Genomic DNA, 25,083 nt, shown 5'->3' on the forward strand with positions numbered 1-25,083 from the left:
ACTGAGCCCGTAGAGGACTTTCACCTCCTAGATCAACGCCATGCTCGGCGCACAAAAATAAAGGCAAGATAACGGATTATCTTGCCTTTATTTCATCATGTCAGTAATGAGACTGTGTCACTCGCTGGAGTGTTATCGGAACGCCATTGCGCCCTTGCCAACACCTTCATAAGCGACGATTTGTAGTGATTGGTTCTCTGCTAGGCTCGGTTCAACTTGATCCGCGATATAGCCAGCAAGTAATTCCACCGTGGTATCTGTCGGTAAAATTTCCGTCTCACTCTTAGCAATCGCTAGCTCAAATTCGCCTTGTGGCGCGGTGTAGCGGAAGCCATAGTGACTTTCATCATTAACACTGTTCGCGTTTTCACTCAGGTTAAGTGATGAAACTGAAACTTGGTCTTCTTTAGAACCTAAATAAATGTCTTCCCAACGCTGAGCAAATGCTTGTTCGCGTTGCTCGTCACGCTGACCATCAACCAAGATTTCGACTGGAGAACGGTGGCCATGTGCGATGCGTTGGCAGTTGCCATCATGCTTTTTTAAACCATGGGTGTAGTGGTAAAACGCGCCATTAATGTTCTCATGACGTAGGGTGATCTCTAACCCTGTGACGTTACTTGGAAGGTTATCACGCAGAATATGATAAACATGAGCGGTCACACTCTCGATGGTGATCGCTTCTGCATCAATCAGGCAATATGCTTCATCAGGGCAATGTAGATGAAGACTCTTGTCACCACGCAACACATCAACCTTAGAGTAGCCCGCTTTGCTCGCTTGAAGAACAACTGCAGCGCTTTGCATTGGCAGCAGCAAACGGTGATCAACGTGCTCATCGACAAGCTGTTTGATCTGCTTTTTGACCTTACTAAAATCCAGCACCATGCTCATTTCATTAAGTTCACCAGACATGGTGACATCTAAAATCCAACTATCTCCTACGACCCCTCTGTGTTCACAGATGTATGAAGAATCGATAACGGTAAGGTCTCTTACAAATAGGTTCAAGTTGAACTCCTTAATACTTTAATGAGATACGGGAGGCTGAATAATGTCCAGCAGGCACTTCGTCTCATTGGTGTCTAGATAAAATAGGACGAGCAGGATGTTACGACAAGCTTAAAAAGTCCACCTTTTTAGACCCTCTTTTGAGAAAAGAACAAACTCTGCACAATTTCCGCTAAAACATAGACCAGCCCGATGCGAATAGCCATATCTTGGGTAAGGTTGCCGAGCGTTTCACGATACATTTTGCTTTAGCCAAAGGCGCGGTGACACCCCAGCAACATGCTGAAAAGCGCGTGAAAATCCCGAATAGCTGCTGTAACCCACTTCATCAGCGACCCAGTTGATGGGCTTATTTTGCAATAACAGGGATTGAGCCACTGAGACTCGCCACTTTTGCACATAGTCTCCGGGCGTCTCACCGACTTCTCGTTTGAACGCTTCAATAAACTGAGTTCGAGACATCGCGGCCAGTGATGCCATTTCGGCAAATAAACAATGCAAGGCTGCGACAAATGCCTGTGTTCCGTGTGAGCGCTAGACAAGCTCAACTCCCCCCCGCTCAATACATGAAGGTGGCCCTCTTTACCTTGTTGCGCGTTAAATGACGATACTCCACACAGGTTTCCAGAATAGAAAACGCCAGTGCGTATCGAGAAGTGTTCCATTAGTTGTGAAAGCAGATCCATGCATCCTCCGAACGATTCGCTTAGTTTTTAGTTCTTTTGTCCCTCTATAGACCGGACGAGTGGGCTAAATTATTTCAAACAAGATAACCAACACTGACAAGGAACTTGATATGTCACACATGAAATCGACCAGTCAAAAAATCACTCTAATGGCCGCGTTACTAGGCACCAGCTTTTCGTTAATGGCAGCAGACCTTGATATGAGTGTCGACAGCAATAACCTCGCAATTAAAGGCTATGATCCTGTCGCTTACTTTGCCAATGAAGGTCCAGTAAAAGGCACATCTGAGTTCACAGCGACCTATAACAATGCGATCTATAACTTTGCGAGCAGTGAAAACAGAGATGAATTTCGAGCCAATCCAGAAGCCTATGCCCCTCAATATGGCGGTTACTGCGCGTTTGGAGTAGCCATGGGTAAGAAGTTTGAAACCGACCCTCTCGCTTGGAAGGTGGAAGATGGAAAGTTGTATCTGAACTTAGACAAATCGGTTCAGAAACGCTGGCTGGAGAATACACAAGAGTTCATCCAAGACGCCAACAGCAACTGGACAACCATCAAAACCGTAGAAGCCTATAAGCTCTAGCCTACAGCGCTTATCCATTGCCCAAGAATAAAACGGAAGCGACCGAACGCTTCCGTTTTCATTGGGATTTTCCCCAAAGAGGCCAACCCAAAGCGATTGGCAACACCTACTAAGTCCATTTCTATTCTATACTCCTAGCAGATAAGCTTTTCTTTTTATGGAAGAATAATGACATTACCTAAGATTTTGGTACTCGGCCTGTGCGCCCTATCGACACTGACTTATGCCAACCCATGGCAGTTCGTCAAAAGTGAAGATGGCATCATGATTGATAAAAGGCCACACAGCGAAGGCTTGGTCGAAATACGAGCACAGATGCAAACGCCCACCACTTACTCCGGTTTTTTACTGTTATTGGAAGACAGTGAGAACGTGCCAAACTGGATAGATAATGTATCGCAAAGCCGTGTGTTGATGCAGATATCTGAAGATGAAAACATCGTCTATACCCAATTCAAAGCACCGTGGCCTGCCAGAGATCGAGACATGGTGACCTACTCAAAATACAGCATCGAGGGTGGGCAGTTTGTTTTGTCGATAAAGGATGCGTCGAACTATTTGGCGAAAGAGTCGGGGTACATTCGAATCTACGATGTGGACGCACTTTGGACACTGCAACCGCTGACTAATGGCAATACCTACATCACCTACACCGCGTATGCGAACGCAGGGGGCATCTTGCCAAATTGGTTGATGAACAAGTTATCGATAGGCAGTGCACTGAGCACGTTTAAGGGGCTAAAAGAACAGTTACCAAAGTACCAAGGCCAACAGCACCCTAACCTGCCAAATGAGTCTCGCTAACGATACAAGTCGATAAGTAAATGGAGGCATTAAGGTTAAAGATTAAGGTCTTCTAGCGAGGTCGCGAGCTAAGATAAGCGCCAAGCCAAATACTTGAAGAAACAGGGCGATGTTCTTATAGAAAGCCATTTTCTCATCAAGCTTTTGGATCAACTCAACCAAAGTTAGATTATCCAAATAGTAGTCATCAATTCGTGATCGTTGCGATTCTTGGGCATTGTTTATCAGCATCATAAGCTTAGGTAAATTAGCCAACGAGATGGCCGGCACCTCGTCACTCACCCAACTCCGAAGTTGTCCGCGAAGCGCTTCATCAAGAACTGTGGCAGGTTGAGCGATTTCTGGGGATAGCTTATCAAGGTGAATCAGAATCGCTTCACGCTTACGCTCTAAGGTTTCGATCGTATTCCAGGACAGTTGTATAGAGTACACATTACCGTATTTACGATCGTTGTATTCCGATTTCTCCGCTTCAATTTTGTCCAACACCAAGCTCGACATGACAATCGCCATGATGTTGAGTATTAGCCCTGCAAGGACAATCGCCCAAGCAGGAGGAAGGCGCAATGCCATAATGCTCCCTAGAACATTTTATCAAAAGGTAGGTAAGCTAAGTTTAGGACAATCAAAGAGATCATGCAGATAAGCGTTAACACCATACCCACTTTTCTGCCTTTGAAATTCTTCGCTAAGATCCCTTTAGCGTGAATCACTCGCCCCAGAATAAACGCCACACCAATGACATGAATAAGCCACACACCAGCCCCATTCATCTCTAGCAACCCCATCAAAATCACCGTGATTGGGATGTAATCCATCGCGTTACTTTGTGCCGAACGTGCTATCTGTAACGACTCAACACCGCCATCGGCATGAGCAACAAGATTGATTCGTCTTTGCTTAATAACTTCAATCGCCAACCAAATCATTACTACCGTCAGCAGAGCTGCGTAAAGTGCTGTAACCATCATATTTCCCTATTGTTTTGTCTTAACTCAGTGTTCTTTTCTATCTTTTCGACATTAACCGCCAAGATAAAATGATAATCACGCCCGAGCACTTGTAAGAGATCTCTCACACCGAACGTAAGAGATCACAATCAAGCTTCGCAGAAAATTCCTAAAATACAAACCCAACCCCTTGTTTTGTATGAATCCACGCATATTTCTTTCGGTTAGTGAGTACATTTATTTCTTGAGGTGGATTGTGAGTAAAGCCTCTGCAGTGTTTAATACACATGTCGACAGGGAGTTGGCAGGAACAGGAAAAAGCCTAACGGATTAGGTATCTTCAGGATGAAGATTTGATGACTTAGGATGAGTTATCAGCAAGGAAGTTTTGCTCTAGGATAGAGTCGCTTGTCAGGATGATGAGTTAGCAAGGACACCGCTAGGAAGGCGATGAATTGGATAGGTTAAAGGATTTAGCCAAGTCAAGGAACGATGCAGGGAGCACCAGTTACCTATTGAAAGATAAGTAACGCGCAGTAGCAGGATGGCTACGAAAAGAATAGACCCCGTTTGGTGAAAGCCAAACGGGGTTTCCTTTTTTGTAACGTCTAAAAGCTGTTAGTAGCTAACCGTTAATAGTAGCTAACCGTCAATAGCAGCTAACCGTTAAAAGTCACGTTACAAAATAATGTTCATCAAGAACATTGCACCAAAGGCATTCAATACCGAAATCGCGATCATCACCGGGATATAACGACCTTCAGTACCAATTGGTCCCATAATACGACCCATGTATTGCACCAACAAACTTGAAGATAAACATCACAGCAACCGCTAGGCCAATTGACGAAGTTACCGCCAAAGAACCATCCATAACTGGAAGGGTGAACAGTACTGTACCTGAAGAGAAGAAGTTAACGATCGCCCCGCGCCAGCATCAGTACTTTGAAGCGACGCAATCAATGCTAAGCCTGAGTTGCCAGGAGTATCCATCAAAGCTAATACTTTCGCCACCGTCTTTCTTTTTCACTATAATCTATTGAATTATTAAGATATCTATCACACTGCACATGGTTATTTAGGTCTACGCTTTTACCCGTGTTAATAACTTATTAACTTCGGAGCGTAATCCATGTTAGGTATCCAGCTTTCTGCTGTTCTCTCTTTATTATTTTTTTCTACGGTAGCAGGCGCTGCCACTTCTCAGTTGGGAGAACCACTCAAGCTCACCAACTCATTCGCTGGCTACCTATCCCTGACCATTTTCGTTGTCGCCTACATTGTGGTGATGATGGAAGAATACCTAAAGCTCAGAAAGTCAAAGCCCGTGTTACTGGCAGCTGGCTTAATCTGGATTATCATTGGTTTCACTTACCAAGAACACAACCTTGTCGAAGTGGCCAAACAAGCCCTTGAACATAACTTACTAGAATACGCTGAACTACTGCTGTTCCTACTCGTGGCCATGACGTACATCAGTGCCATGGAAGAGAGGAGGTTATTTGATGCATTGCAAGCGTGGATGGTAGGCAAAGGGTTCAATTTCCGGTCTCTATTTTGGTTAACAGGTATTCTTGCATTCTTCATTTCCCCCATTGCCGATAACCTCACCACGGCTCTATTGATGTGTGCTGTGGTTCTTAAGGTCGCAGGCTCTAATCCAAAATTCGTTAACCTCGCGTGTGTGAATATCGTGATAGCTGCCAATGCCGGCGGCGCATTCAGTCCGTTTGGGGATATCACGACACTAATGGTTTGGCAGGCTGGACATGTCAGTTTTACCGAATTCATTCCGTTATTTATTCCTTCAGTGATGAACTACTTGGTTCCAGCACTGATCATGTCTTACTTTGTTCCAATCACTCAGCCCGATACTGTGCACCAACACATCGAGTTAAAACGTGGCGCAAGGCGAATCGTCTTCTTGTTCATCATGACAATCGGTACCGCGGTCGCTTTCCACGCCGTGCTTCACTTCCCTCCTGTAATGGGCATGATGATGGGGCTCGCCTACCTCCAGTTCTTTGGGTATTACCTACGCCAGACCTTGCCCAATTCGCTAGCTAAGAAAAAAGCGGTGGCGATTGCTAACAAAGACGAAGGCGCGCTTAAGAGATTAGGTTCAGTCGTGCCCTTTGATGTATTTCGAAGAGTGTCCCATGCCGAATGGGACACTCTGCTGTTCTTCTACGGCGTGGTAATGTGTGTAGGTGGCTTGAGTCTACTGGGATACTTGGAGCTTGCCTCTGGCGTGATGTATAGCCAATGGGATCCAATTTGGGCCAACATCATGGTGGGGATCTTATCTGCGATTGTCGATAACATTCCGGTGATGTTTGCCGTGTTATCGATGGAACCTCAAATGTCGATGGGTAACTGGCTACTGATCACCTTAACCGCAGGCGTTGGCGGCAGCTTGTTATCTATTGGTAGTGCGGCAGGTGTGGCGTTAATGGGCGCGGCGCATGGCAAATACACCTTCTTTGGCCACTTGAAATGGATGCCAGTGATCATGATTGGCTATGCCGTCAGTATCGCTGCACACCTATGGCTTAATGGCGATCTTTTCTAATTCGGAGATCTTTTCTAGTTCGAACTGTCTTTCACAGGCTTATCTACAAGTGTCCAGACGTTACTCAATTGTATCGCTGGACATTGGTTGCAAGTTAGCATCTCGCCCTTCTGTTGAATGCGCATCACTAGTCTAGAGTCAGTTCGGCTGCTTCCAGAATTGAATTCAATGGTGATCAAGTCATCATCAACACGATAGGTTCGAGTCACGGAATTATCCGTTGTTTGATAAGTCACTTGCCCGGATTCAAAAAGTAGATAACTGTCATTATCTGCGTTCTCATACATACCTTTGAACAGAGCAAGCTGTGGAACCTCGAAAGGTCGGCTGGTATCAGTTAAACAACCTGTCAGCAATAATGCAGAGCTGCAGCCAGATATTAGTAAGGGGAATCTATTCATTTGGGCATCCTTGCCTAGAGAACATAGTCAAAGAATATGCAACCAAATCGATATTTCCCAGAAAGCGTTGATTTTAATGCAAAGTCATATTTTAAGAACCACTCGCCTTCACCATTAAGTAGTACGAGATATTCAGCCAGCATCTCGACAGGCTCATGGCTAAATCGCTTGCTAGTCTTGCTCTCTTCCCTCTATCACCAATAAGTGCTGTTTACGTTCTACGCCACCTGCATAACCCGTCAGTTTGCCGTTTTTACCAATCACACGGTGACACGGCACAATCACTGAAACCGGATTTTTGCCATTCGCCAAACCCACAGCACGAACGGCTTTCGGATTGCCTATCGCATCGGCCAGTTGTGCATAGCTCCAAGTCTCTCCATAAGGAATGGTCGTCAGCGCCTGCCAAACCGACTGCTGAAATGGCGTGCCCTTGGCTGCAATCGGCACAGAAAACTGAATAGCTTCGCCCGAGAAATAGCGATTAAGCTGCTCGATAGCCAATGCAAAGATCGGAAAGCTATCATCTTGAACCCCCAACGGTTCCGGCTTGGTGGTATGTGTCTCGAACCAAAGGCCGAGCAAGCCTTCATCGTTCGCCTGTAACGTCACGGTTCCCAATGGGCTCTCATAGTAAGTAAAACGGTTGTCCATGATATCTCCTAGCTTAGTATTCCGATTAAGACTGATTCCAACAGTGGAACGTGGCGTAACTACCCCAAGGCGAAACACTCTCCGTGTTGATGGCGGGGCGATGCTCAATAAACTTCTTCACCACCAAGTCACCAACCAACAGATGATTAGGTTCGCTTAACCCGCGAAGCAGTGCATATTGAATAGTCCAAGGCCCAATCCCTTTTAGCTCAATCCATTTGGAAGGATGCTCAGCTTCATTGTCGACCATGTATTCGGCAAAACGCTTTAGGGTCTCTTTGCGGCTTCCCGGCATTCTCAAGAAGCTAACATCAGCGTCCGCTATCTGTTTTGGTGTTGGGAAGCTGGCTTTCTCATGTTCATCAGAAAGCTCTTTGACCAATAAGTTAAGCTGACCAATCGCCGCGGTTACCGAAACTTGCTGTCCTAGAATCGCTCTCACGCCTGCCTCCCAAGCACTCCACACGCCAGGAATACGGATACCACTCTTAGCCACCAAGTTAGGATCGATAGTCGTAAAGAACGTCTCAACCTTGGCAATATCGACATCAAGATCAAACATACGGCGGATATTCGCAATCAAGCTTCTTAATTGGCTTATATCATCCAACTCGAATTCAATATCCAAGCGGTTATCTTTGGCTAAAGTCGCCTTGAACCAACCCTTTGACCCGTTCACATTTACCGTGCGCTTATAATAATCTTCGCCAACGCCTTCTAAGCCCTCAATCATTCTTCGTCGATAAAACCTCAACAAGTGGTTCCAATCTAAGGGTCCATGAAAACCAAGCTGAATATGATTACTCTGAGTGTCACTTGGCTTCGCTCGCCTAATTTGGCTTGGCGAAAGCTGCAGCTCTTTTTGAAAGGCATCATTAAAACGGCGCGTACTATTGAAGCCACTAGCAAAGCCGACATCAGTAATGCTCATGCTACTGGTGTGCAGCAACTGCTTGGCAAACATCAATTGACTGTACAGACTATATTGCTTGGGTGACACGCCGATGTAATTGTCGAATAAGGTTCGTAAATAACGATCTGAAATACCTAACCGCGTTGCAAGGTCGACGATAGATCCTGAATTCAGAGCGCCATTATCAATCAACTGCATCGCACGTAAGAAAGTGGTTTCGACGCCCTTCCAAGCCGGCGAAAAAGGTGCGCTGTCTGGTCGACAACGTAAACAAGGACGATATCCCGCTTTCAATGCTTGAGCTTGATGGGAAAAATATTCGACGTTTTCTTCTTTGGGTGGTGTGGCTGGGCAAATCGGGCGACAAAAAATTCCTGTCGTTTTCACCGCTGTAAAAAACATCCCATCAAAGCGAGCATCTCGTGCATATCGAGCCAAATGGCACTGCTCACTGGTTAAGCTGCTGTTGTGATTGATCTTTTTCGACATGCCGTACTCTTCCCACTTACCATAGCGTTTGATCCGATACCTAAAAGTTTACCGTGAACCACCATTGTCGCTAGCCACTTTCGGAAGCGAAGGTCAGATAAATCACAAAAAAGGGTTTTAATTTTATTCAATTCGACTAAATTTAACCTAGAGAGGACATTCTTCTCACAACGTCAACGATCGGTACTTAGCACGCCAAGATGCAGAGACCTATCGAATATAAAAAGGAAAAGGCTATGGTTCTACACACATGTCGTATTGTTTTATCAAATCAACAGGTTCTCACCAGTCAATCAGTCGAGCAGTCTCTAAGCTTTCTTGAAGACAAAGCGGACAACGGGATTTCTATGATCGAGATTGACGCAACGGATGGCAATCAAATCCATTCGTACATGTCACACTCTCTTGAAGAGTCTATTGAGAATCTAATGAACCTATAGGGCTTTTAATAAAGGCTACACATACCAGGCTTAAACGATATTTATGGAATTAGAAACGATCTCTAGTTCCGAAAAGAAGTACATTTCTGGTTTAAAACAAAAATGGCTCCCAACTATACAATTAGTTGGGAGCCATTTTTTATTGAATCTAATCAGCAAAGCCACTGCTTACCGCGAATGCCGTTACTCAGGTGCTTGTTCAGCGGCTTGCTGCAATGTGTAAGCCGTCGATGGGTCAATCTCATTAACCAACTTCTCAACCTGCATGATCGCATCAACCGAGGTACTGCTTTTACGGTAGCTCAGATAAATTGGGAGATACCAGTCTTCAACCCCTTTCACCTTGTGCAGCTGACCCGAATCGATAAAAGGTTCGACTAGAGACACCGGAAGATACGCACTGCCGCCTTTCTCTAAAATGAAGTCGAGGGCGATACGGGCTGTAGAGGTACGTAGGTACGGTGCTGGCACTTTAGGGTGACGTTCTGCGTGTTCAGAACCAAAGCGCGTTCCCCAATCCACATAAACATACTTATGTTGAAATACAGATTCCAGATCATCTTGCTGCGTTGATACCAACACCAAAACCAAGTCAGCGACTTTTTTACAGTTCAGCTCTTCTGCTTTGATCTGATCGAACGCGAAAGCCATATCTAAGGTTCGTTCTAACAAATTACGGTTCAGTTGCTCGCGCCCCATCACCTCTGCCATAAAGCCGTAACCACCAAAAGAGTCGGTTACCACACTTAAACAGTTTTGCAGATACGCATCCCAAATATTCGGCGTGCCGCCCAGCGTTAACTGCAAGGCTTTACCACTCTCTAACGACAGCTCAAATTTGGCTTGTTGTAGGGTGGACACCATCACTTCGGCATAACCAATCAAACGTTCACCGGAAGATGTGAGTTTGATGTTATTGCGGTCACGAATGAAGAGCTGAGTATCAAAATAGCCTTCAAGCTGTTTGATCCGCGCACTCACCGCCGCTTGTGTTAAATACAAGTTTTCAGCTGCACGCCCAAAATGGCGCACCCTTGCAACCTCAAGAAAGGTTCTAAATACTTTCACATCCATCAAATACATCTCTGTAATAAATCTGCTAACTAGCCGATCTAGGATTGTTTATCGTAAAGGCAAAAACATTTTGTTTCCTATTTTAGCCTTTTAACAATATTTTCGCGTGAGCAATAAACACTAATTTCTATCTAACCACATTACTGAGGCTGATATGTCTGAGACCGAATTCCGACACGGAAAAAAACGTTTTTATGACACCATTAAATTCCCGAGAGGGTTCGCTAAGTCGGGTGATTTTACTCTTTCAGAAGAGGAAATCCTAACCTTGTTTGGTGACACTATGCTTGCACTTGAAACTGGTGAACTAGCACCAATCAATGCAGAAGAAAAACACTTCATTAAAGTGTTGTCTCACCCTCATAAGGCAAAGTCCAAGTTAGAGCGTGTTTGGTTGAAGTACATTCAACTGGCTCGTGGACGCCGTCGCTTTCACACCCTAAACGGCTGCAAACGCGGCGACGTATCTAGGGAAGAATACGAAAGTGAGTTAGTGTTAGAAGATTAGTAAAATCGCTCAAAGTGATACCTCATCACTTTGGGCTTTTTTTTGCCTTCAAACACACATCTTCTTTGTAATTGGTAAGTTTAGCCAACCTATCCATTTTTACCAATATTTATATACAATTCATAGCGATAGCGTGACTAAAACACCGCTCTCGTTCAATCTTATGGGTATTCATCCCACTGAGATTCATCGTTCTTCATCCTGCCCCTGTCTTTTATCACGATAGCGCTCCATTGCCATCATTATTTTTCTAGTTTCAACTATACGCTCAACGCTTGTTTATACTCGAAACACGTTAATGCACCAAAATTCGTCAATGGTTCGAGCGATGCCATTATTGCAATAATCGTATCAAGGCATAGAAACACACCAACCCTTTCAGGTGCTGAATTAGATCAACATTGCTGTATATGACAAACGTATTAATCTTGTTTAACGCCACCAAATATCCATACAATAATTGTGCAATTTTGAGAGTTCCAGTCACAGTTACGACGAAAAAAGCAAAAACTTGACCTAAAACAATAGCGGAACTGGATAACTTATTTTATAATGCGAATTAATGTTTCAGAACACTATAAAATTTTATTTCTAGGGGCAAAATCAATGAGACTTATTCCATTAAGCAACAAAGCTAAAGTAGGTAAATGGGCTGCTCGTCATATCGCAGATTCAATCAACAAGTTCGCTCCAACGGCTGAGCGTCCATTTGTACTAGGTCTTCCTACTGGTAGCACACCTCTAACTACTTACGCTGAGCTAATTGAACTTTACAAAGCTGGCGAAGTTAGCTTCAAGCACGTTGTAACATTCAACATGGATGAGTACGTTGGCATCGACCCTAACCACCCAGAGTCTTACCGCACATTCATGCACGAGAACTTCTTCAACCACGTTGATATCCAAGCAGAAAACATCAACCTGCTAGACGGCAAAGCTGAAGATATCAATGCTCACTGTGCAGCATACGAAGAGAAAATCCGTTCATACGGCAAAATCAACCTGTTCATGGGCGGCGTAGGCATCGACGGTCACATCGCATTCAACGAACCAGGTTCTTCTCTATCTTCACGCACTCGTATCAAAACGTTGACTGAAGACACTCGTATCGCGAACTCTCGTTTCTTCGATGGCGACATCAACCAAGTTCCTAAATACGCACTAACTATCGGTGTTGCGACTCTTCTAGATGCAGAAGAAGTGATGATCCTTTCTCTAGGCCACAACAAAGCTCAAGCGCTTCAAATGGCTATCGAAGGTTCTGTAAACCACATGTGGACTGTTACAGCTCTACAGATGCACCGTAAAGCTATCATCGTTGCTGATGAGCCAGCTCAACAAGAGCTAAAAGTTAAGACTCTACGCTACTTCCAAGAGCTAGAAGCTGAGAACATCCAAGACCTATAATTCCTATAGTCTTGAATAGCAGGGCGTTTTTATAAAGAGAGCGTCTTGAATAGAAAAAGCCACTGAATGTGGCTTTTTTTGTGCCTGCTGCTTTTGTATTTAATGGGAAGATATTTCGGATATTTTTTAGAAGCACAAAAACAACAAAGCGATTTCTCCAACGAGAGAAACCGCCATCATTTTAATCTTTGTATTGAAACGAACGAACAGCTACAAGTTATGTAGGATGTGAAACAAGATAAGCAGAGCTGCAAACTAGAGCTAAGAGCTCAGCGCGTTATCTCGGCATAGGGTAGTGATAATGTCAGTGATAGCTAATACGATCGTCGACTTCACCTTTTGATTATGTCGCCCCAAGAACATTTCAAGCATTGGGCCAGACATCGTTTCCACCATCTCCGCGTCATATTCGATAGGCATAATACGCTGAATCGCGTGCACCTTGTTGAGCTCAAATATCACATCAACTTCTGTAAAGCTGGTGTCTTCACCTTGTATTTTCGCCCACTCTTTCAAGGTAACGAAAATCTCTAAATCATCGTAGAGCTCTTTACTGATCACACCAAGCCCTAATAGCAGCTTAGCGCGGATCATAATCTCGCCCAACGGACCGCCACTGTTGAGAAGTGGTTCAACAACAAATTTAATTGCCGTGTCGTCTTTCTTGAAAATGTTTTTTAATACGGCATCTACCGTGTCGTCCAATGCATCGTAAGCCGCCATTAGACAGGCGCTAGCGCTCTCAGCTTCAGATAGGGCTTCGAGTAATTCAGTTTCGTGGCTAGTTTGTATTGGCATAACGGCTCGACAATAAGAAAGTGCCACTGGTGTGGCACTTTGATGGTTTATCATTTCAATGCTAGATAAGCTTCTTCCGCTAGTTTAACAACTTCTGAGTCACTATTCAGCTCAGAATAATGCGCTAATGTCTCAGCAAACCCTTTTTCTGCGAACATTGCTTGAAGTTCAACCGCTTGTGGGTCGTCTTCATTCTTGTAATGGAACGCAGCTGCGATTGCTTTTACTAAGTGAACATTCGGTAGGCCGTACTCTAATGTGCCATTCAGAGGCTTAACTAGGCGGTCTTGTGGGCTCAGTTTACGAATTGGCTGACGGCCAACACGGTCTACTTCATCACGTAGGAACGGGTTAGCAAAACGACCAAGAATCTTTTGGATGTAGGCAGCGTGAGCTTCTGGATCAAAACCGTAACGCTTAATTAGAACCGCACCACTCTCTTCCATCGTTGCTGTTACTTCAGCTCGGATTACGTCATCTTCGATAGAGTCTTTGATTGTCTCATGACCCGCAAGTACACCAAGGTATGCCGTTACCAAGTGACCTGTATTGAGCGTGAACAGTTTACGCTCAACGAAAGCCATTAGGTTGTCAGTGCATTCCATACCTGGGATGTTTGGAATCTCACCCTTAAATTGTGTTTGATCTACGATCCACTCGCTGAACGTTTCAACGGTTACGGCTAGAGGGTCTGTTTCGCCCGCTTCTGCCGGTGGCACAATACGGTCGACCGCTGAATCAACAAAGCCAATGTGCTCTTCAGTGAAGGCTTTCATTTCATCAGAAAGGTGCTCTAACACTGCTGCTTTTAATTGGCTAGTACCGCGAACCATGTTCTCTGCCGCGATAATGTTCATTGGTGCCGTGTTGTTTGCTGCTGCACGCTTTTCAATGCCTTGAGCGATAGATTTAGAGATGATTTTAAGAACAGTAGGGCCAACGGCTGTCGTCACAAGATCAGACTCAGCGATGCAATCTACTACAGCGCTTGTCGCTGAGTTTACTGCTGTCACGTTCTTAACCACTTCTACAACACACTCTTCGCCAACAATCTTAACTGGGTATTCTTGGCGTTCAATTAACGCATTTACAACCGTTTCATTTACGTCAGCAAACGTAACCTTCATACCTGCATCAGAAAGAAGCTTACCAATGAAACCACGACCGATATTACCTGCACCAAAATGTAACGCTTTCATAATTTTGACCTTATAAATATTTGAATCTAGATAGCTAACGGCTCAACAACATGCCTTGACGACGTGCCCTAGGCATTAAGCAGTAAGCTATTCAGACTGAATCTTGTAAGAAAGATTAAGACCGAAATGAGGCCAGTAGGGGGATACTGGCCTCCTTCACTCAGGAGCTTGACTAGAGCTTTTTAGTTTCCGTTGAGAATACGTAGAACATCAGCAGGGTTTGTTGTGTTCTGTAAGCATTCCACAGCTTCTTCATCATCGAGTGAATTGGTAATAGCCATCAGCACCATGTTGTGCTCATCGCCTTGTGCGGCAATACCGATAACCATCTTCGCGATATCATCTTCATCTTCGCCCCACTGAATACCTTCAGGGTACTGACAGAAAACAATGCCGGTTTTTTGTACATATTGTTTCGCTTCGATTGTGCCGTGTGGCACAGCGATAGACTCACCTAGGTAAGTAGACACAAGCTCTTCACGAGCAAACATGCCGTCTACGTATTCCGGTGATACGTTGCCAAGTTTTACTAATTGTTCGCCAGCAAACTTGATTGCGTCTTCTTTCTGAGTCGCTTTTAGGCCAAGGAAGATGCTGTCGTCTGTCAGTGCAAGCTTGTTGCCTTCTTGTGCTGCAGCTGCAGCAGGCGCCGGAGCTTCTACTTTCGCTTCACCACTTTGAGCATCGACAAGCTCAGCAACTAGTTGGTCGTATACGCCGCCGTCTAGGAAGTTGCTTAGAGACATATGCATCGCACCTGGCACAGTGCTACGAGCACGGTCTGTTAGGTCTTTATGCGTAATAACGATTTGCGAATCAGCCGGTAGGTTGTTGATTGCGTAGTTGGTCACTTCAATGTCTAGGCCAGCTGTTGCTACTTTCTTACGTAGTAGACCCGCACCCATTGCACTTGAACCCATACCCGCATCACACGCTACATAAACTGCTTTTACATCCGCTAGGTTTACGTTTGCTTCTGATGCTGCACCTTTAGAAGACGCTTTCATGTCTTTCATTTGTGCAGAAGCTTTCTCTAGTGAATCTTCCTCATCATCTTGCGCTGATGTTTTAAGAAGGATTGACGCTACAACAAACGATACTGCCGTTGCTGCGATAACCGATAGAATCACGCCGATGTAAGAGCCTTTTGGCGTCATCAGTAAGACTGCGAAGATAGAACCTGGAGATGCTGGAGAGATAAGGCCAGAATCGAACACTACGTTAGTGAATACACCCGCCATACCACCTGCGATTACCGCAAGAATTAGACGTGGGTTCATTAGAACGTAAGGGAAGTAAATTTCGTGGATACCACCTAGGAAGTGGATGATAGATGCACCAGCAGCAGATTGCTTCGCGCTACCTTTACCAAACACCATGTAAGCAAGTAGAAGACCAAAACCAGGACCTGGGTTTGCTTCGATTAAGAAGAAGATTGAACGACCAATCTCTTCAGATTGCTGGATACCTAGTGGAGAGAAGATACCGTGGTTGATTGCGTTATTTAGGAATAGAATTTTCGCAGGTTCAACAAAAATAGATGCTAGAGGTAATGCACCTGCTTCTACCATTGCGTTTACGCCAGCAGCAAGTCCGCCAGATAGAATCTTAACCGCAGGACCAATCACGATGAACGCGACGATCGCACAGATCATGCCGATGATACCCGCAGAGAAGTTATTCACTAGCATTTCGAAACCACTCTTCACTTTACCGTGAACAGCTTCATCGAATTTTTTAATTGCGATACCACCTAGTGGACCCACAATCATTGCACCCATGAACATTGGGATATCAGTACCAACGATAACACCCATTGTCGTGATGGCACCCACTACCGCACCGCGGTCACCACCAACCATTTTACCACCGGTGTAACCAATCAATAGTGGCAATAGGTATGTAATCATAGGGCCAACCATTGATGCTAACGTTTCGTTAGGCCACCAACCGGTTGGGATGAATAGTGCAGTAATGAAACCCCACGCAATAAATGCGCCGATGTTTGGCATTACCATATTGGATAAGAAACGACCAAAGTTTTGAACCTTAATCTTTGCTTCTGGTGATAACATAGGTAGAACCCCGTAATGTATTGGTTGGTCAAATGACCGAAAGTGTGTACTCAAAAGTCGATTAAAATGTATCACAACATTTCCAAAATGCACCTTAGCCCAACTTTCGTGACAACCATCACACACGAAAAACACTTTAGGGTTAACAAGAGCACTTTAGATCACAAAAACACCATGAATTTAAATTACAAAGCCAAATTAATGAGAATAAATATCATTAACACAAGATCTAGATCACACTTTATTTTGTAATACTTAAAAATAAATAGTGATCAGAATCACATTTAATAAAATATAGCATCTAAGATCTATATAAACCGTATAAAAGAACATCGTGTCACGTATATAAAATATGCACCCAGATGAGCAAAATCGAGATACCTGTAATTTAATTACAGGTTGAGCTACATTTTGCTAAACATACAAAACGAGACCTAACGCTCTACTAAAAACATAGACCACTGAACTGCAGTTAGCATTGATAGATGTGATATGGTATTTACCAACGCTATCGCATCATATATATATCCAACACCCATCAGCTGATCACTCCGCTATTTGAGAAAAGACTATGTCAGACAAAATTTCCACATCCGCACTCGCTAAACAAAAAGGCATAGAAGCTAAAGCTTTATTTAGCGATCTAAAAACAGCGGGCTATATAGTGCGTTCACAAGAGCGTTGGATTCTCACAGAACGGGGAGAAAGCTTTGGTGGGGAATATGTCGAACACAAGAAGTTTGGTGTCTTTATTGTCTGGCCAGAGAAACTGCTTATCGATTTGGACTCATTCTCAGGAAAAACACTCACCGCCACCCAGCTTGGCAGTGCCTTTCAACTCAGCGCAAAGAAAATCAACTTACTGCTCAACGAGCTTGGTTGGATAACAAAAGAAGAAGACGGTTGGCATGTCACCTCTACAGGCTTAAAAGCCGGAGGTGAACAAAGAGAAGACAAAGCGACTCAAAACTTATTCGTGGTATGGCACGACTCATTGGTTCGCAATAAACGTTTAAAGCAGTCTGTTGTTGAATTCCTAGGGCATGATGCTGAAAGCCACTCGACCGATGTGTCATTCTCCAGTTTTCGTCAGAAATTTGAGGCGAAGCACCGAAGCTTAGACGGGCATTATGTTCGATCAAAGGGAGAGCTGATCATTGATAACTGGCTTTATATGGCAGGAGTGGTCCATGCGTACGAGCGTCCGCTTCCGATATCAAAAGAAGTGATCAGCGATTTTTATCTACCAAGTGGCAAAGTATACATCCAGTTCTGGGGAACTGATTCTGCGCCAATCGCCGAAAATAAACGTGAAGCTACGAGAAAAATCTATGAAGAGCATGGTTTTGGTTTAATCGAAATCACGCCAGAAGATATCCCCAACCTAGACAGCGTACTTCCGCCATTATTGCGCCAATATGGTATCAAAGCGTACTAAGCTACTGAATCTAGAGATTCCACCTCCATTAAGATCACACTTATTGAATCATTATGGACATTATTAACCATAGTGATTTGATATGTTCGCTATTTTTCCCGAGTCATTCTTCTATTATCTTACACCCATCGACTTGAGCTACCGCAGATACTCGATTTATTGGGGCATGTTCGATAACTATTTAGACGTTCAATCTATTGAGATTCGTTTAAATTGGTTATCCGTTTATTGTTGACGTAACTGAACATAAAACCCTACAACATTTATTATTGATAGATATTAGGATTCAACATGACTCATCCAATCATTACTGATCTAAACACTCGTTACACAGCTAAAAAATACGATGCAGAAAAGCGCATCTCTGCGGAAGACATGGAAGTAATCAAAGAAGCACTTCGCTTGTCAGCTTCTTCTATCAACTCTCAGCCTTGGAAATTCATCATCATTGAGAGTGACGCAGCAAAACAACGCTTCCACAATACTTTCGAAAACATGTTCCAGTTTAACCAACCACATGCGAAAGAAGCGTCACACACGATCCTGTTTGCTCACGATCCTAAGTACACTAAAGAGAAATTCGCGAAGCGTGCTGATACAGAAGTAAGCTCTGGTCACTTACCAGCTGAAATGTACGAGCAATTCTTAGGTGCTTACGCATTCGCAGAAATGAACACAGACGAAACAGGTTTCAACGGTAACTGGACTAAGTCTCAAGTTTACATCGCACTAGGTAACACACTGCACACACTAGCTCGTCTAGGTATCGCTTCAACACCTATGGAAGGTGTAGATGCAGCTATGATCAGCGAAGAGTTTGCTGACGAACTAGAAGGTCACGTTGTTGATGTAGCTCTAGCTATCGGCTACCACAAAGACGGCGAAGACTACAACTACGGCAAACCAAAAGCGCGCCTAACTCTTGATGAAGTCGTTACAACACTTTAGGGCGTGCTGATGTGACAGAGCCCTAACCGCAGGGGTATCAGGCAAGAAAACCTCGATAAACAAGAACAAAAAAAGCCAGTCAACAGACTGGCTTTCTTGTATTCATCTTAGTGCGATAAGCACATTGCGTTTAAGTAAAGGCGAACATTAACCGATAAACGAGATGTAACCCTGAAGGATAATCAGGTTAACGATATCGATAAAGAAGGCACCAACAATTGGCACCACCATGAACGCCTGTGGTGAAGGACCAAAACGGTTCACCAAAGAGCCCATGTTCATTACCGCTGTTGGTGTTGCACCTAGGCCGAAACCACAGTGACCACCTGCCATAACCGCTGCGTCGTAGTTAGAACCCATTACTTTGAACGTCACAAAGTAAGAGAAGATACCTAACACAACCGCCTGAACCGCCAGGATAACCAAGAACGGAATCGCAAGGTCAAATATGTTCCAAAGCTTAAGGCTCATTAGCGCCATTGCTAGGAACAGTGACAATGACACCGTACCAAGAATATCGACCGTTTCGCTGTCAGTCTTATGCAGCTTAGTCACTTCAAACACGTTAGTGATGAACACACCGATAAACAACGCGTAAACGAAGTCAGGAATCATCAACCAAGAAATTTCAAAAGTCGCCACCCACTGCTCTAGGTACTTCGCACCCGTGATACAGATAAGAAGGATGAACAACACTTCAATCACCTTCTTCGCCGTCACTTTGTCTTCTTCATACTCGTTGTAAGTAACAAGTTCAGGGAAGCGTTCATGTGTTTGCGTGCCAGTGCCGTACTCAGATTCAAGCTGGTTTTTATCAATCAGCTTTTGCGCCACTGGGCTACCGATAATACCACCGATGATCAAACCAAAGGTCGCTGAAGCCATCGCGATTTCTAGCGTATTTGCAATGCCAAACGTGTCTGCAAAAGTTTGAGACCAAGCCGCGCCTGTGCCGTGACCGCCCGAAAGGGTGATAGAGCCAGCAATCAAACCCATCAAGGGTTCAAGGCCTAGTGCCGTAGCTAAGGTTACGCCTACACCGTTTTGGATAATGATGTAAACCGACGCTACCCCTAAGAATAGGAATACCTTAGCACCACCTTTTATCAGCTGCGTGTAGTTCGCCGCAAGACCGACCGTTGCAAAGAACATCAACATAAACGTGTTCTGCAGGGGCAAGGAAAACTCAAGATCAAGGCCGTTAAAGTGCAGGGCTGTAATAGCAAAAGCGACAATCAAGCCGCCGACAATGGGCTCTGGAATGTTGTACTTTTTGAGAATCGGAAGCTTTGCATTGACGAAATGACCTAGAAACAAAACACTAATCGCGATTAGGAAGGATTCTAGTGGTCCAATTGAAATTAATTGATTCATATAACCTCTATTTTTTTACGTTCTCATCTTCCCTAATGAGTCTAGTTTTATCTGTAATTATTTGTGCTGCTCTACCTATATTTATACAAACTGGAGAGAAAGTGTGGATTCGAAAAGCGAACACATTACTGCGATCGCTTAGTACCATGTTAGTAGCACGTTAACTTTTATAGGAGATAAAAGGATTTGTGACAACAATCACCTCCTAAAAGTTGAAAACGGCGTGAGTATCTATGCCGCTGACTCTGCTTTCTTAATACCTAAAAAAGCAAAAAGGAGCTATTTCTAGCTCCTCTTTCATCACCATCGCTGGTAATTAGAATTTTTTCGGTGCGTAACCAGTCATAACCTCAATGCGAAGTTCTTTACCGATCTTCGTCATTGGGTGAACAATTACGAGTCCTTTAACAGACTTTTTAAGTTTACCCATATCCGCTTGCTCAGCCTTAGTGATCTCACGGCTAAATGGCATATCAACCAGAGACTTACGCTCTTGGTTCACATCATAGCTTTCTTTGTGTTTAAGCTGGGCAATTTTCTTAGTTAGCTTCTTAATCTCTTCCTCGAACTGACGAACAACAGGACGATCATTACGAGTTTTAGCAGCATCTAACTTGTGGCGACACTTGTCTAGACGGTTGTTAATTTGTTGAAGTTCGTTTTTAACACTCATAATAATTTCCTAAGATTAAACAAGCCAATTCGGATTGGGGCGCGGAGTATAGCACAAGGGTTGTGTTGAACCGAAATTTATCTGTTAATTACCAATAGAAACGAATCACATCGACACCGCTCATTCAGCTTACTTATTCTTTGTGGCGAACCTCTAAGCGGATTATTCATTGATAGGATAGCGCCTACTTCAAAAATTGCAGTCCTCGATGCATCAAAATTCCGTCTAAACTTATACTCTAACGCAATAACTAAATCAGGGTACACAGCTTGGAGTTGTTACCCCCAGCACGACTCTGAATCGCAACGTAATCACAAGGATAGCCGATGACATTATTGAAACGAACATTGACCTGCAGCCTAGCCCTGAGTGCAATGTTTGCCACAACTTATGCATCTAGTGAACAAGCCACCCAAAGTAACCTAATCGTCGAGTACTCTACACCGCAAAATACCGAAGAAGAGCAGCTCAAACGAGAGATTCAAAGCAGTGGCGTTAATGACACCGTGGTCGACCTATCAAACCAACTCTTCATGTTTGAGAAGCCATTAACCATTCAATATGGCGGGGAAGAAGGACCACTCTACGATCCACAAACCCATCAAGTACTGATCCCTTACAGTTTTTACGCTGAGTCACTCAATTACTTTGAGAAGAACCAATACGAAAAAGAGTATGGGAAATCTGCGCAAACCGGCGCTATTGATACCTTGCTGCACACCCTGCTACACGAGACTGGGCATGCGTATATCGAAGATCAGAACATTGCCATATTGGGTAAAGAAGAAGATGCGGTTGATAACCTAGCAACCGTGCTACTGCTTAACTACGTAGAGCATGGGGCCGACGCTGCTATCAGCGCTGCAGACATGTTCGCTTTCGAGTCAGAAGACCGCCCAGAGTATTACGACTTGGGGGAATACATCGATGAGCACAGTTTCGACCTGCAGCGTTACTTCTCCACGTTATGCTTGGTGTATGGCAGCGATCCCGATGCCTATAAGAACTTGCTCGATGAAGTGGAAAACGACTATTTGAAAGACAGAAAAGAGTTCTGCGTTGAGCACTTTGACGTGATCAATGAAAATTGGCATCAGTATTTAAAAAAGAGTGACGATGCTTAGATGCTTAAAGGTTAGTGTCGAGAACTAGGAAAACGGCTTTGGCATCAAATTCCAAAGCCGTCACTCGATAGATTGGCTTAAGTCTTACGTGTTAAGAGTTAAGAGTTAAGAGTTAAGAGCTTAAACCCTAGACGTTCACTTTGTACTTCAGATCTTGTGCTTCATCGCCCGTCATCCCTCGAAAACCCCAACAATGTGAAGGCTGCTCTTTAATGGTGATTTCAATATCAATCGGAGAGATAGAGAGCTGCTTTTCAATCTCAGAAAAGATCTTCTTGATTAGACGCTTTTTGGTGTTTACCGCTCGACCTTCCATCATGTTGATCTCAATGACGGTATAGGCTTCTGTTCTTCCTTCCGGGTAAAAGAAGTCATCTCGTTCCAATGGCACAAATCGATGTGCTCGCTTGTCATCGGGTAAACCCATTTCACTGTTTAAGCACTGCTGCAACACATTAGAGAGCTGCAACTTAATTGGATTTAAGCACTCTTTGATACCATAAATAACAATCATGACCATTCCTTTGATGCGATGTTAGGTATAGAAGAACGTCAGATAGAAGCATCGTCTGGCGACTACCCATTCGCTTACTATTTGTACATATATTACCTAATGACGCGTATGAGAAAAGGTAAAAACAATGAATTTATGAACAGGTGCAACAAAATACCTATCCCTTTGCGAACATAAGCCGAAGCGAATTGATCGAACACCACCCTCCCCGCGTATATCTTCTCAAATCACATTTGAACTAAGGAGTACTATGTGCCGAATTCACCTAGGAAGACCACGCGGACAGACGCCGAACCAGAAACACCCGTAGAGTCTTCTCTGGAGCTCGCTGTGTTTCCTCTCCCCATCTTCCTTCTACCGGGAGGCAGACAAAGACTGCGCATTTTTGAGCCAAAGTATCTCGCGATGGTTGCTCACGCAGCGCAGGGCGATGGTTTCATTATCGCCACTCAAGATAACTCTAACTCTGATCATCTCAGTTCTTGGGGAACAAAGGTGACCATCGTCGACTTCAATATGTCCGATGACCAAATCTTAGAAATTGATGTCGAAGGCGAAAAGCTGGTGCAATTGCATGGGTCGTTTCGAGACGATGATGACCTGATTAAAAGTAAGTTCAGCTCGTTGCCACACTGGCCAGCCCATGAATATAAAGTGCCTAACGTGTTTACCGCTTTTTTGGTTCAGCTGTTTCGCGACCACGATTCAATAAGAACCCTTTACCCCACCCCTGATTTCGAAAGCCCGCAATGGATCTGTGCGCGATTGCTCGAAATGATGCCTATCCCACTGGAAAAGAAAACAGAATTTACTGAGCCAGCCAGTTTTCCGTCTCTAGTTCCTTTTTTGAATCAAATCATTACGGGGCAATAAGCACTTTTCTTCACTATAATTTTGTATAGTAGAAATTAATTTAAATTAAAGTGATCCCGACTTTCTCCTTTCACGTAGTGCACATCAAATTCGCATGATGGTTAGTTACTATGCAAGTGGAAAGCAGAAGTTCAGGGAACGGCAAGGAGCATGTCATTATTCCCGATAACAAAGTACCTACAGACAACAAAGTACCGACAGAGCTCTCGAGCTGGCTGGTGTTGGTTGGTACAGACCGAGACAAGCAGGCGTTCACCTGTTTGTTCAAGTTCTTCGCTCCTAAGATCAAGCGTTTTGGTATCAGTAAGTTGGGTGGCGAAGCTGCTGCAAACGAGCTAGTTCAAGACACGATGACTAATGTTTGGAAGAAAGCACATCTCTACAATGTAGATAAAGGCGCTGCGACCACTTGGGTCTACACGGTAATGCGTAATGCAGCATTCGACATGTTGCGCAAAGTGAAAGCGAAAGCCGAACAAACGATAGCCGACGATATCTGGCCAATCGATGCGATGGTAGCCGAGTCTCAAAGCGAAGATTTGCCATTCGGTGACCATTTGATGAGCCGACACGTAATGACTCAAATAGAAAAGTTGCCTCTCGCTCAGAAAACCATCGTCAAAGGCGTTTACTTTCAAGAGCTCTCTCAAGAGCAACTCGCTCAGCAACTTGGCGTCCCACTTGGAACAGTGAAATCACGTCTGAGACTCGCTTTAGCCAAATTAAAAGTTCACATGGGGGAACAAGACCATGATTAAACATCACCCAAACGCGGCAATCTTGAAAGACTTCGTCGATGGCACGTTGGCTGATTCAGTTTCTTTGATTGTTTCTAGCCATGTCGAGCTGTGTGAACACTGCCAACAACAAGTAAAGCAGCTTACAGCTGTAGCAGCGAATAATGCTTTTGACGCAGAGCCAGTATTCTCAAATGAAGATCTAGACAGCTTCTCAATGGACGACATGGACTTTGATTTTGACGCGATAGAGCAAATCACAGCTGATACTTCTCAGTCTGTTGAAGTGACTCCAGAGGTTCAGAAAGTAACTGTTGCTGACACGACATTCACAATCCCTCGCGCTCTAAACTCAGTAGCGAGAAAGGACTGGATGAACCTAGGCAAAATTTCACGAGCAAGACTCGATTTTGCTGACGAAGCACACCACACCAGCTTGTTGCACATCGACAAAGATGGACAAGTGCCTTGCCACACCCACAAAGGCTTCGAGATCACGCTTCTTCTAGAGGGCAGTTTCGAAGACGAAATGGGCGTTTACAACAAAGGCGACTTCATCTGGTTGGATGGCAATCACACTCATCAACCGGCAACAAAAGAAGGTTGTGTCTGTTTAACCGTTTCAAGTGATGCGCTTTACTTCACAAAAGGTGTGAGCCAGCTATTCAATCCACTTGGAAAATATATCTATTAACCCAGTTGCAAGCTATAAATATACAGGATGGCATGAAGCTATCTTGTATATCGTCAATACATCTGAATAAAAACAACTACGGTGTCAAAGTAAAAATACACCCAGCTCTGTAAGTACGATTAGCAATGTTGAACTATAAG

Annotated in this window: 26 protein-coding genes and 2 pseudogenes; 12 read left to right on the forward strand and 16 right to left on the reverse strand. The window is 44.2% G+C overall.

All coding sequences use genetic code 11. The annotated features are described in order from the left end of the window. Window positions 1–132 precede the first annotated feature (132 nt). Together AB6E30_RS03325 and AB6E30_RS03330 are read right to left on the reverse strand one after the other, a co-directional pair. A complete protein-coding gene (locus AB6E30_RS03325) occupies window positions 133–1,011 on the reverse strand; it encodes a 6-pyruvoyl tetrahydropterin synthase family protein (protein WP_372102594.1) in 879 nt (292 codons plus the stop codon). Window positions 1,012–1,242: 231 nt separating this feature from the next. After that, window positions 1,243–1,697: pseudogene (locus AB6E30_RS03330) on the reverse strand (helix-turn-helix domain-containing protein). 110 nt (window positions 1,698–1,807) lie between these two features. Between AB6E30_RS03330 and AB6E30_RS03335 the strand changes: the two are divergent. After that, on the forward strand, window positions 1,808–2,284 hold the full coding sequence (locus AB6E30_RS03335) for a YHS domain-containing (seleno)protein (RefSeq protein WP_372102596.1): 477 nt from the start codon (window positions 1,808–1,810) through the stop codon (window positions 2,282–2,284). On the opposite strand, the gene AB6E30_RS03340 is transcribed toward AB6E30_RS03335, so the two are convergent. Then, a complete protein-coding gene (locus AB6E30_RS03340; protein ID WP_017061529.1) occupies window positions 2,281–2,403 on the reverse strand; it encodes a hypothetical protein in 123 nt (40 codons plus the stop codon). The two genes, AB6E30_RS03335 and AB6E30_RS03340, sit on opposite strands and share 4 nt — an antisense overlap. 49 nt (window positions 2,404–2,452) lie before the next feature. On the opposite strand from AB6E30_RS03340, the gene AB6E30_RS03345 reads away from it, so the two are divergent. Continuing rightward, the gene (locus tag AB6E30_RS03345; RefSeq protein ID WP_017061528.1) at window positions 2,453–3,088 is read left to right on the forward strand and encodes an START domain-containing protein; all 636 of its coding nucleotides are present in this window, start codon (window positions 2,453–2,455) and stop codon (window positions 3,086–3,088) included. Between the two features lie 42 nt (window positions 3,089–3,130). Here AB6E30_RS03345 and AB6E30_RS03350 read toward each other — a convergent pair whose 3' ends face one another. From AB6E30_RS03350 to AB6E30_RS03360, 3 genes and pseudogenes are all read right to left on the reverse strand, one after another. Continuing rightward, window positions 3,131–3,661, reverse strand: coding sequence for a DNA mismatch repair protein (locus AB6E30_RS03350; RefSeq protein ID WP_372057720.1), 531 nt, complete (start codon window positions 3,659–3,661; stop codon window positions 3,131–3,133). Between the two features lie 8 nt (window positions 3,662–3,669). Beyond that, on the reverse strand, window positions 3,670–4,056 hold the full coding sequence (locus AB6E30_RS03355; RefSeq protein ID WP_004732742.1) for an MAPEG family protein: 387 nt from the start codon (window positions 4,054–4,056) through the stop codon (window positions 3,670–3,672). A 778-nt stretch (window positions 4,057–4,834) separates the two neighbouring features. Continuing rightward, window positions 4,835–5,061 (reverse strand): annotated as a pseudogene (locus tag AB6E30_RS03360) (YjiH family protein); the annotation flags it as partial. A gap of 109 nt (window positions 5,062–5,170) precedes the next feature. On the opposite strand from AB6E30_RS03360, the gene nhaD reads away from it, so the two are divergent. Further along, window positions 5,171–6,610 carry a sodium:proton antiporter NhaD gene (gene nhaD, locus AB6E30_RS03365; RefSeq protein ID WP_372102599.1) on the forward strand — a complete coding sequence of 480 codons (1,440 nt, stop codon included), beginning with the start codon at window positions 5,171–5,173 and terminating at the stop codon, window positions 6,608–6,610. Between the two features lie 14 nt (window positions 6,611–6,624). Here nhaD and AB6E30_RS03370 read toward each other — a convergent pair whose 3' ends face one another. From AB6E30_RS03370 to AB6E30_RS03380, 3 genes are all read right to left on the reverse strand, one after another. Continuing rightward, the gene (locus AB6E30_RS03370; protein WP_017061522.1) at window positions 6,625–7,011 is read right to left on the reverse strand and encodes a hypothetical protein; all 387 of its coding nucleotides are present in this window, start codon (window positions 7,009–7,011) and stop codon (window positions 6,625–6,627) included. Window positions 7,012–7,182: 171 nt separating this feature from the next. Further along, complete coding sequence (locus tag AB6E30_RS03375; RefSeq protein WP_017061521.1) at window positions 7,183–7,665, reverse strand: methylated-DNA--[protein]-cysteine S-methyltransferase; 483 nt, start codon at window positions 7,663–7,665, stop codon at window positions 7,183–7,185. Window positions 7,666–7,690: 25 nt separating this feature from the next. Beyond that, complete coding sequence (locus AB6E30_RS03380) at window positions 7,691–9,067, reverse strand: AlkA N-terminal domain-containing protein (RefSeq protein WP_017061520.1); 1,377 nt, start codon at window positions 9,065–9,067, stop codon at window positions 7,691–7,693. A 236-nt stretch (window positions 9,068–9,303) separates the two neighbouring features. On the opposite strand from AB6E30_RS03380, the gene AB6E30_RS03385 reads away from it, so the two are divergent. After that, a complete protein-coding gene (locus AB6E30_RS03385; protein WP_017061519.1) occupies window positions 9,304–9,507 on the forward strand; it encodes a hypothetical protein in 204 nt (67 codons plus the stop codon). A 183-nt stretch (window positions 9,508–9,690) separates the two neighbouring features. Here AB6E30_RS03385 and AB6E30_RS03390 read toward each other — a convergent pair whose 3' ends face one another. Next, window positions 9,691–10,581: a LysR family transcriptional regulator gene (locus AB6E30_RS03390; RefSeq protein WP_017061518.1), complete on the reverse strand. Its 891-nt coding sequence runs from the start codon at window positions 10,579–10,581 to the stop codon at window positions 9,691–9,693. 154 nt (window positions 10,582–10,735) lie between these two features. Here AB6E30_RS03390 and AB6E30_RS03395 point away from each other — a divergent pair, with 154 nt between their 5' ends. Both AB6E30_RS03395 and nagB read left to right on the forward strand, forming a co-directional pair. Continuing rightward, window positions 10,736–11,089: a DUF413 domain-containing protein gene (locus AB6E30_RS03395; protein ID WP_017061517.1), complete on the forward strand. Its 354-nt coding sequence runs from the start codon at window positions 10,736–10,738 to the stop codon at window positions 11,087–11,089. A 606-nt stretch (window positions 11,090–11,695) separates the two neighbouring features. After that, a complete protein-coding gene (gene nagB, locus AB6E30_RS03400) occupies window positions 11,696–12,496 on the forward strand; it encodes a glucosamine-6-phosphate deaminase (protein WP_017061516.1) in 801 nt (266 codons plus the stop codon). A 261-nt stretch (window positions 12,497–12,757) separates the two neighbouring features. On the opposite strand, the gene AB6E30_RS03405 is transcribed toward nagB, so the two are convergent. From AB6E30_RS03405 to AB6E30_RS03415, 3 genes are all read right to left on the reverse strand, one after another. Beyond that, window positions 12,758–13,294 carry an MltR family transcriptional regulator gene (locus AB6E30_RS03405; protein WP_372073657.1) on the reverse strand — a complete coding sequence of 179 codons (537 nt, stop codon included), beginning with the start codon at window positions 13,292–13,294 and terminating at the stop codon, window positions 12,758–12,760. 50 nt (window positions 13,295–13,344) lie between these two features. After that, window positions 13,345–14,493, reverse strand: a complete 1,149-nt coding sequence (locus tag AB6E30_RS03410) for a mannitol-1-phosphate 5-dehydrogenase (protein ID WP_017077054.1) — start codon at window positions 14,491–14,493, stop codon at window positions 13,345–13,347. A gap of 182 nt (window positions 14,494–14,675) precedes the next feature. Continuing rightward, a complete protein-coding gene (locus AB6E30_RS03415) occupies window positions 14,676–16,568 on the reverse strand; it encodes a PTS mannitol transporter subunit IICBA (protein WP_372102602.1) in 1,893 nt (630 codons plus the stop codon). A 571-nt stretch (window positions 16,569–17,139) separates the two neighbouring features. Here AB6E30_RS03415 and AB6E30_RS03420 point away from each other — a divergent pair. Continuing rightward, the gene (locus AB6E30_RS03420; RefSeq protein WP_017070219.1) at window positions 17,140–18,006 is read left to right on the forward strand and encodes a hypothetical protein; all 867 of its coding nucleotides are present in this window, start codon (window positions 17,140–17,142) and stop codon (window positions 18,004–18,006) included. A gap of 291 nt (window positions 18,007–18,297) precedes the next feature. Further along, complete coding sequence (locus AB6E30_RS03425) at window positions 18,298–18,954, forward strand: NAD(P)H-dependent oxidoreductase (protein ID WP_102428129.1); 657 nt, start codon at window positions 18,298–18,300, stop codon at window positions 18,952–18,954. A gap of 147 nt (window positions 18,955–19,101) precedes the next feature. Here the strand turns inward: AB6E30_RS03425 and gltS are convergent, their stop codons facing one another. Continuing rightward, complete coding sequence (gene gltS / locus AB6E30_RS03430; RefSeq protein ID WP_017060972.1) at window positions 19,102–20,328, reverse strand: sodium/glutamate symporter; 1,227 nt, start codon at window positions 20,326–20,328, stop codon at window positions 19,102–19,104. Between the two features lie 316 nt (window positions 20,329–20,644). Beyond that, window positions 20,645–21,001, reverse strand: a complete 357-nt coding sequence (locus AB6E30_RS03435) for a YibL family ribosome-associated protein (RefSeq protein ID WP_017060971.1) — start codon at window positions 20,999–21,001, stop codon at window positions 20,645–20,647. A gap of 326 nt (window positions 21,002–21,327) precedes the next feature. Here AB6E30_RS03435 and AB6E30_RS03440 point away from each other — a divergent pair, with 326 nt between their 5' ends. Next, window positions 21,328–22,125 carry a DUF4344 domain-containing metallopeptidase gene (locus AB6E30_RS03440; protein WP_017060970.1) on the forward strand — a complete coding sequence of 266 codons (798 nt, stop codon included), beginning with the start codon at window positions 21,328–21,330 and terminating at the stop codon, window positions 22,123–22,125. A gap of 127 nt (window positions 22,126–22,252) precedes the next feature. Here the strand turns inward: AB6E30_RS03440 and AB6E30_RS03445 are convergent, their stop codons facing one another. Then, window positions 22,253–22,639, reverse strand: coding sequence for a tautomerase family protein (locus tag AB6E30_RS03445; RefSeq protein ID WP_017060969.1), 387 nt, complete (start codon window positions 22,637–22,639; stop codon window positions 22,253–22,255). A 252-nt stretch (window positions 22,640–22,891) separates the two neighbouring features. Between AB6E30_RS03445 and AB6E30_RS03450 the strand changes: the two genes are divergently transcribed. The 3 genes from AB6E30_RS03450 to AB6E30_RS03460 all read left to right on the forward strand — a co-directional run bounded on the left by AB6E30_RS03450 (window position 22,892) and on the right by AB6E30_RS03460 (window position 24,943). Then, window positions 22,892–23,512, forward strand: a complete 621-nt coding sequence (locus AB6E30_RS03450) for an LON peptidase substrate-binding domain-containing protein (protein ID WP_372102603.1) — start codon at window positions 22,892–22,894, stop codon at window positions 23,510–23,512. A gap of 110 nt (window positions 23,513–23,622) precedes the next feature. Further along, window positions 23,623–24,270 (forward strand): sigma-70 family RNA polymerase sigma factor, encoded by a 648-nt coding sequence (locus AB6E30_RS03455; protein ID WP_017060967.1) that lies wholly within the window; start codon window positions 23,623–23,625, stop codon window positions 24,268–24,270. Further along, a complete protein-coding gene (locus tag AB6E30_RS03460) occupies window positions 24,263–24,943 on the forward strand; it encodes a ChrR family anti-sigma-E factor (RefSeq protein ID WP_017060966.1) in 681 nt (226 codons plus the stop codon). The genes AB6E30_RS03455 and AB6E30_RS03460 overlap by 8 nt, the downstream gene beginning before the upstream one ends. The last annotated feature ends 140 nt before the right edge of the window (window positions 24,944–25,083 follow it).

It is taken from the genome of Vibrio sp. 10N.247.311.12, from assembly GCF_041467515.1.
Classification (GTDB): Bacteria; Pseudomonadota; Gammaproteobacteria; order Enterobacterales; family Vibrionaceae; genus Vibrio; species Vibrio crassostreae_C.

Excerpts from the sequence above, each read along its gene's own strand:
- AB6E30_RS03385 (WP_017061519.1), top strand. The coding sequence starts at position 9,304 with ATGGTTCTACACACATGTCGTATTGTTTTATCAAATCAACAGGTTCTC.
- AB6E30_RS03375 (WP_017061521.1), bottom strand. The coding sequence starts at position 7,665 with ATGGACAACCGTTTTACTTACTATGAGAGCCCATTGGGAACCGTGACG.
- AB6E30_RS03410 (WP_017077054.1), bottom strand. The coding sequence starts at position 14,493 with ATGAAAGCGTTACATTTTGGTGCAGGTAATATCGGTCGTGGTTTCATT.
- AB6E30_RS03425 (WP_102428129.1), top strand. The coding sequence starts at position 18,298 with ATGACTCATCCAATCATTACTGATCTAAACACTCGTTACACAGCTAAA.
- nhaD (WP_372102599.1), top strand. The coding sequence starts at position 5,171 with ATGTTAGGTATCCAGCTTTCTGCTGTTCTCTCTTTATTATTTTTTTCT.
- AB6E30_RS03345 (WP_017061528.1), top strand. The coding sequence starts at position 2,453 with ATGACATTACCTAAGATTTTGGTACTCGGCCTGTGCGCCCTATCGACA.
- AB6E30_RS03355 (WP_004732742.1), bottom strand. The coding sequence starts at position 4,056 with ATGGTTACAGCACTTTACGCAGCTCTGCTGACGGTAGTAATGATTTGG.
- AB6E30_RS03455 (WP_017060967.1), top strand. The coding sequence starts at position 23,623 with ATGCAAGTGGAAAGCAGAAGTTCAGGGAACGGCAAGGAGCATGTCATT.
- nagB (WP_017061516.1), top strand. The coding sequence starts at position 11,696 with ATGAGACTTATTCCATTAAGCAACAAAGCTAAAGTAGGTAAATGGGCT.
- AB6E30_RS03335 (WP_372102596.1), top strand. The coding sequence starts at position 1,808 with ATGTCACACATGAAATCGACCAGTCAAAAAATCACTCTAATGGCCGCG.
- AB6E30_RS03370 (WP_017061522.1), bottom strand. The coding sequence starts at position 7,011 with ATGAATAGATTCCCCTTACTAATATCTGGCTGCAGCTCTGCATTATTG.
- AB6E30_RS03420 (WP_017070219.1), top strand. The coding sequence starts at position 17,140 with ATGTCAGACAAAATTTCCACATCCGCACTCGCTAAACAAAAAGGCATA.
- AB6E30_RS03435 (WP_017060971.1), bottom strand. The coding sequence starts at position 21,001 with ATGAGTGTTAAAAACGAACTTCAACAAATTAACAACCGTCTAGACAAG.
- AB6E30_RS03460 (WP_017060966.1), top strand. The coding sequence starts at position 24,263 with ATGATTAAACATCACCCAAACGCGGCAATCTTGAAAGACTTCGTCGAT.
- AB6E30_RS03340 (WP_017061529.1), bottom strand. The coding sequence starts at position 2,403 with ATGGACTTAGTAGGTGTTGCCAATCGCTTTGGGTTGGCCTCTTTGGGG.
- AB6E30_RS03405 (WP_372073657.1), bottom strand. The coding sequence starts at position 13,294 with ATGCCAATACAAACTAGCCACGAAACTGAATTACTCGAAGCCCTATCT.
- AB6E30_RS03445 (WP_017060969.1), bottom strand. The coding sequence starts at position 22,639 with ATGATTGTTATTTATGGTATCAAAGAGTGCTTAAATCCAATTAAGTTG.
- AB6E30_RS03380 (WP_017061520.1), bottom strand. The coding sequence starts at position 9,067 with ATGTCGAAAAAGATCAATCACAACAGCAGCTTAACCAGTGAGCAGTGC.
- AB6E30_RS03350 (WP_372057720.1), bottom strand. The coding sequence starts at position 3,661 with ATGGCATTGCGCCTTCCTCCTGCTTGGGCGATTGTCCTTGCAGGGCTA.
- AB6E30_RS03395 (WP_017061517.1), top strand. The coding sequence starts at position 10,736 with ATGTCTGAGACCGAATTCCGACACGGAAAAAAACGTTTTTATGACACC.
- gltS (WP_017060972.1), bottom strand. The coding sequence starts at position 20,328 with ATGAATCAATTAATTTCAATTGGACCACTAGAATCCTTCCTAATCGCG.
- AB6E30_RS03440 (WP_017060970.1), top strand. The coding sequence starts at position 21,328 with ATGACATTATTGAAACGAACATTGACCTGCAGCCTAGCCCTGAGTGCA.
- AB6E30_RS03415 (WP_372102602.1), bottom strand. The coding sequence starts at position 16,568 with ATGTTATCACCAGAAGCAAAGATTAAGGTTCAAAACTTTGGTCGTTTC.
- AB6E30_RS03390 (WP_017061518.1), bottom strand. The coding sequence starts at position 10,581 with ATGGATGTGAAAGTATTTAGAACCTTTCTTGAGGTTGCAAGGGTGCGC.